Source organism: Stutzerimonas chloritidismutans, from assembly GCF_051486945.1.
Taxonomy (GTDB): domain Bacteria; phylum Pseudomonadota; class Gammaproteobacteria; order Pseudomonadales; family Pseudomonadaceae; genus Stutzerimonas; species Stutzerimonas chloritidismutans_B.
The window spans coordinates 611,296-619,267 of sequence record NZ_JAHVDX010000004.1; the positions used below are offsets into that span (position 1 = coordinate 611,296).

Here is a 7,972-nt window from a genome sequence, read left to right on the forward strand (position 1 = left end):
GCGGCGATAGAGCGGCTCTATGTACGACCAAACGACGCGGGCAGCGGGCATCCGTACCGGTTATTGGACCGCCACCTCCTCGGGCAATTCAGGCCGCCGCGCATAGCGTTGGGCGAGCACGGTGCAGACCATCAGCTGGATCTGGTGAAACAGCATCAGCGGCAGGATGATCATGCCGACCGCGCTGGTGGCGAACAGCACCTGCGCCATGGGCACGCCGGTCGCCAGGCTCTTCTTCGAACCAGCGAAGAGGATGGTGATGCGGTCTTCCAGATTGAAGCCGAACAGCTTGGCCAGCATGGCCGTCAGCCACAGCACGATGGCCAGCAGCAGGCAGCAAGCGACGACCAGCCCCAGCAGATGACCCAGCGGCACAAGCTGCCAGAGACCCTCGACCACTGCGCCACTGAACGCCGTGTAGACCACCAGCAGGATCGAGCTTTGATCGACCGTCTTCAGCCAGCTCTTGTTGCGCGTCACCCAGGCGCCGATCCAGCGGCGCGCGACCTGCCCGGCGATGAAAGGCACCAGCAATTGCAGGACGATCTTGCCGATCGAGTCCAGCGTCGAGCCGCTATCGCCTTCGACGCCCATCAACAGCAGCACCAGCAGAGGTGTGAGGAAGATGCCGATCAGGCTGGACGCCGCGGCGCTGCAGATCGCGGCGGGCACATTGCCGCGCGCCAGTGAGGTAAAGGCGATAGCCGACTGCACCGTGGCGGGCAACGCACAGAGATAGAGCATGCCCATGTACAGCTCGTTGCCCACCAGCGGGGTCAGCACCGGTTTCAGTGCCAGCCCCAGCAGCGGAAACATGACGAAGGTACAGGCGAACACCAACAGATGCAGGCGCCAGTGACCGGCACCGGCGAGGATGGCTTCTCGCGACAGCTTGGCGCCGTGCATGAAGAACAGCAGGGCGATGGCGGCGGCCGTCAGCCATTCGAAGAACACCGCGCCGCGCCCTTCGCAGGGAAACAGGGTAGCGATGGCAACCACGGCGAGCAGGGCCAGGGTGAAGTTGTCAAAGACGATTCGGAGCTTGGCCATTGAACGGCTTCCTTGGGCTTGCGGGCGACAGGAATCGACCTTAACGTGGGCGCCACCTTCCGACTAACGCCAAGCAGGCACGAAATGTCGCCAATCGGACAAGAAGCCGCGCTGATCACCCGCCTCGGTGCGCTCAAGTCGCTGCCACGGCCGGTCTATGGCCAGCTCGACTCACCGCCCAACCTCAAGCTTGGCTACCGCCACAGCCATCCCTGGGTGCAGCTGTCCCACGCGGTCGAAGGCGTGCTCGAAGTGCGCACCGACAATGGTCGCTTCATTGCGCCACCGCTGCGTGCGGTGTGGATTCCGGCCGGCGTGACACACCAGGTCTTCTGCGCGCCGGACACCTGCATCCGCAGCCTCTACATCGACCGAGCCGTGGCCGGCGATGCGCCCGAGCATTGCCGCGTGCTGCAGGTCAGCCCGCTGCTGCGCGAACTGATCCGGCATTTCAGCACCCTGCCCGAAGCCTATGCCGAAGACGGCGCGGAGGGGCGCCTGGTGCAGGTGCTGCTCGATCAACTAGGTTGCGCGCCGGAGGTCGAACTGGTGCTGCCGCTGCCGGCCGAGCCACGTTTGCATCGGTTGTGCAAAAGCCTGCAGGCGCAACCGGAATCCCAGGAAGGGCTGGCCGACTGGAGCCGTACCCTCGGCGTTTCGGAACGGACCCTGAGCCGGCTGTTCCTGCGCGAAACCGGCCTGACCTTCCGTGCCTGGCGCCAGCGCATGCGGCTGCTCAGCGCCCTGCCGGCACTGGAGCGTGGCGAGCGGGTGACCGACGTGGCGCTGGGCTGCGGTTATGAATCCCTATCGGCGTTTATCGCCGCCTTTCGTGAACAGTTCGGCGCCACGCCGGGCGAATTCTTCCGTCCCGGCAGCAACGCCGCCGAAGGTCGGGTCTATCAGTGACCGAGCGTCCTTACGTCTACAGGAGCCACCCATGAGCATCCGAACCTTCCAAGGCCACACGCCGGCACTCGGCGAGCGCGTCTTCGTCGACCCCAGCGCCGTGCTCATCGGCGACATCGAGATCGGCGAAGACAGCTCCGTCTGGCCGCTGACCGTGATCCGCGGCGATATGCATCGCATCCGCATCGGCGCGCGCACCAGCATCCAGGACGGCAGCGTGTTGCACATCACCCACGCCGGCCCGTTCAACCCGGACGGCTTCCCGCTGACCATCGGCGACGAAGTCACCGTCGGTCACAAGGTCACGCTGCACGGCTGCACCCTGGGCAGCCGCATCTTGGTGGGCATGGGTTCGATCGTGATGGACGGGGCGGTGGTCGAAGACGAGGTCATCATCGGCGCCGGCAGCCTGGTGCCACCGGGCAAGACGCTGGAAAGCGGTTACCTCTACGTCGGCAGCCCGGTGAAGCAGGCCCGGCCGCTGACCGAAAAAGAGCGCAGCTTCTTCAGCTATACCGCCGTCAATTACGTGAAGCTGAAAAATCAGCACTTGGCCGAGGGCTGCGACGGCTGACGACCGACGCAGGCCCACAACGCGCCGTGGCCTGGCGCGGCGCTGCTAGACACTCTGTAGGAGCGGGCTCTGCCCTCGCCCCGGAGCCGCGCCGTGCCACTCCAAGCCCCTATTCGCGACCAAGGTCGCTTCCACAAAAAGCCGACCCAGCAACGCCCGCTCGCAGCCATCCTCGCACGCACGGTTCCTGTAAGAGCGGGCTCTGCCCGCGATCCGGAGCCGCGCCGTGCTACTCCAAGCCCCTATTCGCGACCAAGGCCGCTCCTACAAGAAAAGCAGACCCAGCGAAGCCAGCACGCAGCCAACCTACACGCACGCCCCTGTAGGAGCGGGCTCTGCCCGCGACCCCGGAGCCACGCCGAGCCACTCCAGACACTCATTCGCAACCAAGGTCGCTCCCACAAAAGCCGACCCAGCCACGCCCGCTCGCAGCCATCCTCGCACGCACGGTTCCTGTAAGAGCGGGCTCTGCCCGCGATCCGGCGGTCACGCCCCGCTAGAGAAACATCCCGCCCGACGCCTCGATCCGCTGCCCATTGATCCAGCGTCCGCCCTCGCCGAACAGGGCGGCCACGGCGAGACCGATGTCATCGGCCTGCCCCACCCGCCCCAAGGCCGTGTTGCTGGCGACGAAGGCGTTGAGGTCGGCGTTGTCACGCACCGCGCCGCCACCGAAGTCGGTTTCGATGGCTCCCGGGGCGATCACGTTGACGCTGATGCCACGCGCACCCAGCTCGCGCGCCTGATAGCGGGTCAGCACTTCGATGCCGCCTTTCATCGCGGCGTAGGCGGCGTAGCCCGGCAGCGAAAAACGGGCCAGACCACTGGAGACGTTGAGGATGCGCCCGCCGTCAGCGATCAGCGGCAGCAGCGTCTGGGTCAGGAAGAACGGCCCCTTGAGATGCATGTTCATCAGCAGGTCGAACTGCGCCTCGCTGGTGTCGACGAAGCTCACGTGCTCGCCGACGCCCGCGTTATTGAACAGAAAATCGATATCGGAACGGCCGAAGCGCTCCGGCAGCGCACCGCGCAAGCGCTCGGCGAACGCCGGGAAGCTCGCGCTTTGCGTCACATCCAGCTGCAGCATCAAGGCCCGCGCGCCGCGGTTTTCGATCTCGTGCGCCACCGCCTGCGCCTCGGCCGCTTTGCTGTGGTAGGTGCCGATGATGTCGACGCCTTCTGCGGCGAGATGCAGGGCCGCACTACGCCCCAGCCCGCGGCTGGCACCGGTGATCAAAGCGAGTTTGCGTTTCATGGGGGATCTCCCGACTGGTTGGTGACGGGACCAGCGTATTGGCCCAGGATGCCCGGTTAAATCCATTAAGCTTGGATAGACTGTTCGTACACACCGACCAATCGAGACCGTCATGACCAACATTCTCGAACTGCTGCGGACCTTTGTCCGCGTCTATGAACTGGCCAGCTTCACCGCTGCGGCGGACAACCTCGGCCTACCCCGCTCCACCGTTTCCGAACAGATTCGCGCGCTGGAGCGACGCCTCGGTGCCCGGCTGCTTCAGCGCACCACGCGGCGGGTCCAGCCGACCCAGGATGGCCAGCTGCTGTACGAGCGCAGCCGCGACATGCTCGACCAGGCCGACGACATCGAGGTGCTGTTCCGTGACAGCCGCGCGCTCACCGGGCGTCTTCGCATCGACCTGCCGGTGGCCCTGGCGCGCAGCCTGGTAATGCCGCGGTTGGGTGAGTTTCTCGAGCGGCACCCGGCCATCGAGATCGAAGTCAGCGCCACCGACCGGCTGGTGGATCTGGTGCGCGAGGGGTTCGATTGTGTGTTGCGCATCGGCGAGGTGGCAGACACCGGCCTGGTTGCACGGCGGCTCGGCCGCTATCCGCTGGTGAACTGCGCCAGCCCGGCCTATCTGGAACGGCACGGCATACCCAAGACGCTGGCGGACCTCGCCGACCACCAGCTGATCCATTACGTGCCGGTGCTCGGCGCACGTTCGGCCGGCTTCGAATACCAGGAAAACGGCAAGCCGATGTGCCTGCCGATGCAGGGCCGGGTGACGGTCAACAACAGCGACAGCTACAAACTGGCCTGCATCGGCGGTTTTGGCCTGATTCAGGTGCCGCTCGCCGGGGTCCGCGATGCCCTCGAAAGCGGCGAGCTGCAGATGGTGCTGCCGGACTACGTTCCGGCGCCGATGAGCGCATCGCTGCTATACGCCCACCGGCGCAACCTGCCGCGCCGGGTGCGCGCGTTCATGGACTGGCTGGCCGCGCTGATTGAACAAGACCTGGCCGCCGCGCAGGCGCTTGCCCAGCACATGCAAACGCGGGCCAGCTGAGCCCGTCACCGTTTGCCCTGACGCCGCGGGTTCGGGACAATTGTGGACCCACCCAGCAGCCGGCCGCCCTCCATGCACCACTCCACCATTCTTTTCGACCTCGACGGCACCCTCACCGACCCGCGCGAGGGCATCACCCGCTCGATTCAGCATGCACTGGCCCAGCTTGGCATCGACGAACCGGACCTGAGCAAGCTCGAACCCTTCATCGGGCCGCCGCTGCTGCAGGCATTCATGGAGTTCTATGGCTTCGACGAAGCGCGGGCTTGGGAAGCCGTCGGTCATTACCGCGAGCGTTTCAAGACGGTCGGGCTGTACGAGAACCTGCTGTTCGACGGCGTGCTGGAGCTGCTCGAACACCTGCGCGGGCAAGGCCGGACGCTCTACGTCGCGACCTCGAAGCCGTCAGTCTTCGCCCGCGAGATTGCCCGACATTTCGCCTTCGACCACCACTTCAAGCTGATCTATGGCAGCGAGCTGGACGGCACCCGCACCAATAAGGTCGAGCTGATCGCCCATGTGATTGCCGAAGAAGGGCTCGATCGGGAACAGACACTGATGATCGGCGACCGCAAACACGACCTGATCGGCGCGCACCAGAACGGGCTGAAAGCCGCGGCGGTGGGCTACGGCTTCGGCAGCCATGCCGAGCTGATGGCGCAATCGCCAGCGTATTACTACGCCACGCTGCCCGAGCTGCGCGCGGCGTTCGGCTAAGGCGTCTGGTCGCGTTCGGGAGCGAAGCTCACAGGTGGTGACCCATCGGCGTTGATCTGCTGCACCTGCGACGGCCGGCCCTCGGCATCGAGCCGAATGCGACCAATGCCCGAGCCGTTCCACAGGCGTTCGCCAGATCGGCTGCGGCTCGGCAACCACGGTTGGACCCGCACCCGGCGGCGCTTGGTGAACCAATTCAGCGGCGAGCGCGGTGAATACAGCCAGCGATTGAGCCGGTCGAACAGATCCAGCAGGCGCCGGGGAAACTCGTTTTTCACGCCGCTGCTGGTGATCTGCCAGATGTTCGGCCCTTCTGCCCGCCCACGGACATGCACCTGATAGGCGAACGAATAGTGCACGTCGCCGGAGAGGATCACGTAGTTACCCGGCGTGCGGGTATGACGGAAGATGTTGAGCATGACCTGCGCTGCGCCGCGGTGGGCCATCCAGTTTTCCGCATCGACCAACAGCGACAGCCCGGCCCAGCTGAATGCGCGTTGTACGGTCTCGATCAGCTTGACGCCGAACATCGGCGCCGGCGAGACGATAATCACCGAACGATGATCAAGCAATTCCTGCTGAAAGTCCGTCAACGCTTCCCAATCCATCAGCCCGGAAGGCCGGCTCAGGTTTCGCTCGCTGCGCCAGCGTCGGGTACGGGTGTCGAGCACCACGACCGGGGGATCGCTCGGCACGACGTAACCCCAGCCTGGATGCTTTAACACCTCATCGACGACGCGGTTGTGCGCGATGCAATCCAGCGTTCCGTCCTTTTCGCTTGCCATGAACCGCTGCACCGATACTAGCAAGCCATCAAAGGCCTCAGGCTCGTTGCCCCACGCCTGGCATAGGAGATAACCAAGCAAGGCATTGCCAATGATCCGCCGCGAGAAGGGATGGCCATACGCCGTCGCTTCCCAGCGGGCACTCAGGTTCCAGTCATCAGTGATGTCGTGATCGTCAAAGATCATGAATGTCGGGAGGTGCGCCAATACTCGGGCGACCCGCGGCAGTCCCGCTCTAAAGGCCTGGACGGCGTGGATTTCCCGTGCGTAGCGGCCGGCCAGCTTCCCGTCGAGTATCGGCATGCTCATATCAATCAAGCCCCAAGGCACGGGCGACCACACCAGCATGTACATCGCCATGACTTCGCCCAGCGATACGAGGTGGTTGTGCGCGTTAGCAGTCGTAAAAATTGGCTTCTCCACTCCGCCAAAAAAGCGTTCCCGCACCGCCTCGTTCGATTTGAAGGCCGGTAGAAGCTGCTCACGCCGATAATAGGTAGCGGGGTGGTTCATGAGTTCGTCGCTGTGACCAACCACCGCACCCTCAAGCTGTTCAGCATAGAGTCCCAACCGCCGAACCAAGGCATGAATGGCGACGAGCGTTGGCCCTGCGACATCGTCGGCATATACCTGATCCCCGGTCATCAAGAGTGTCGCTGGCCAGCGCGCCGGGCAATGACGCGCGTTCTCGATGAGGCTATCGATGGCCACCAGCCCATCGGCAGAGGGGTGGTGCGGCTTTCGACAGGATCCATGCATGAGATCATCGAATCGCGCCTTGATTACGAATGCGGGCCGGCACTCGCCCTGATAGAGCAGGTGCGGCGCATACGCCACGATCCCAAGCGGGCCCTCGGGGCGAGCAACAAGAAGGTCATAGCCGACCAAGGTGTCAACGGGCAGAGCTTGGTCCAGACGGATATCGAGAAGATGCAGCCACGCCGACGCGCCGAAACGGACCCGTTGGCAACGCCCGCCGTCACACTCCATCGCGAGTTCTGGGGCGCTCTCAGGTTGCAGTATCAGGCGCAGCGACAACGTATCAGACGCGACAAGCCAGAACACCAGCCTGTCCGCTTCTATACGCCGCAATAAAGGTCCGGCCAGGACCAGTGGTAAAGCGGTACAAGCATCGGAATTCAATCGCTGCATTCAAGGCTCGTTAGTGGTTAACCGGATCCAAGTGTAACGAGGCCGGCCAGCACTGAAACCAATCGCTCATAGTCCGGACTCGCCGGCCTGAAGGCGAGCCGCACCCATAACGCTAACGGCGCAGTGGAACAGCGAGATGAAGACACTGTTAACGCCTGCTTCGCACTGCTGCTTTCTCGCTGACAGCCTCAAAGGGATAGCAGGCGGTCCCCAAGGTATATTCTCAAGGAACATGGCAGAGCGAGGCCGACCGTGCCCTGTCGCGCTCAGCACAAATCACATTCACACAACAGATATCTACGTGAAGCCTCGCATCCTCGTGGATCATTTTCCAGCCCACAAAGACAAACCCCCGGCCATCATAGATGGTCGGGGGTTTGGTGTATAAGCTTGACGATGACCTACTCTCACATGGGGAAGCCCCACACTACCATCGGCGATGCGTCGTTTCACTTCTGAGTTCGGGATGGGATCAG

At 63.9% G+C, this 7,972-nt stretch carries 7 protein-coding genes and 1 rRNA gene; 4 read left to right on the plus strand and 4 right to left on the minus strand.

Features of this window, described 5'->3' with window-relative positions; genetic code table 11:
- Positions 1-60 precede the first annotated feature (60 nt).
- Entirely contained in the window at positions 61-1,050 is a 990-nt protein-coding gene (locus tag KXR72_RS18225) for a bile acid:sodium symporter family protein (protein ID WP_437422492.1), read from the minus strand.
- An 84-nt stretch (positions 1,051-1,134) separates the two neighbouring features.
- Here KXR72_RS18225 and KXR72_RS18230 point away from each other — a divergent pair, with 84 nt between their 5' ends.
- Positions 1,135-1,959 carry an AraC family transcriptional regulator gene (locus KXR72_RS18230; RefSeq protein ID WP_437422493.1) on the plus strand — a complete coding sequence of 275 codons (825 nt, stop codon included), beginning with the start codon at positions 1,135-1,137 and terminating at the stop codon, positions 1,957-1,959.
- 31 nt (positions 1,960-1,990) lie between these two features.
- Positions 1,991-2,533: a gamma carbonic anhydrase family protein gene (locus KXR72_RS18235; RefSeq protein WP_437422494.1), complete on the plus strand. Its 543-nt coding sequence runs from the start codon at positions 1,991-1,993 to the stop codon at positions 2,531-2,533.
- 496 nt (positions 2,534-3,029) lie between these two features.
- Here the strand turns inward: KXR72_RS18235 and KXR72_RS18240 are convergent, their stop codons facing one another.
- A complete protein-coding gene (locus tag KXR72_RS18240; protein WP_437422495.1) occupies positions 3,030-3,788 on the minus strand; it encodes an SDR family NAD(P)-dependent oxidoreductase in 759 nt (252 codons plus the stop codon).
- Positions 3,789-3,900: 112 nt separating this feature from the next.
- Here KXR72_RS18240 and KXR72_RS18245 point away from each other — a divergent pair, with 112 nt between their 5' ends.
- Both KXR72_RS18245 and KXR72_RS18250 read left to right on the plus strand, forming a co-directional pair.
- The gene (locus tag KXR72_RS18245) at positions 3,901-4,842 is read left to right on the plus strand and encodes a LysR family transcriptional regulator (RefSeq protein WP_437422496.1); all 942 of its coding nucleotides are present in this window, start codon (positions 3,901-3,903) and stop codon (positions 4,840-4,842) included.
- Between the two features lie 72 nt (positions 4,843-4,914).
- The gene (locus tag KXR72_RS18250; RefSeq protein WP_437422497.1) at positions 4,915-5,559 is read left to right on the plus strand and encodes an HAD family hydrolase; all 645 of its coding nucleotides are present in this window, start codon (positions 4,915-4,917) and stop codon (positions 5,557-5,559) included.
- On the opposite strand, the gene KXR72_RS18255 is transcribed toward KXR72_RS18250, so the two are convergent.
- Together KXR72_RS18255 and rrf are read right to left on the minus strand one after the other, a co-directional pair.
- Positions 5,556-7,496, minus strand: coding sequence for an alkaline phosphatase family protein (locus KXR72_RS18255; RefSeq protein ID WP_437422498.1), 1,941 nt, complete (start codon positions 7,494-7,496; stop codon positions 5,556-5,558). The genes KXR72_RS18250 and KXR72_RS18255 overlap by 4 nt on opposite strands.
- Positions 7,497-7,884: 388 nt before the next feature.
- A 5S ribosomal RNA gene (gene rrf, locus KXR72_RS18260) occupies positions 7,885-7,972 on the minus strand; the annotation flags it as partial.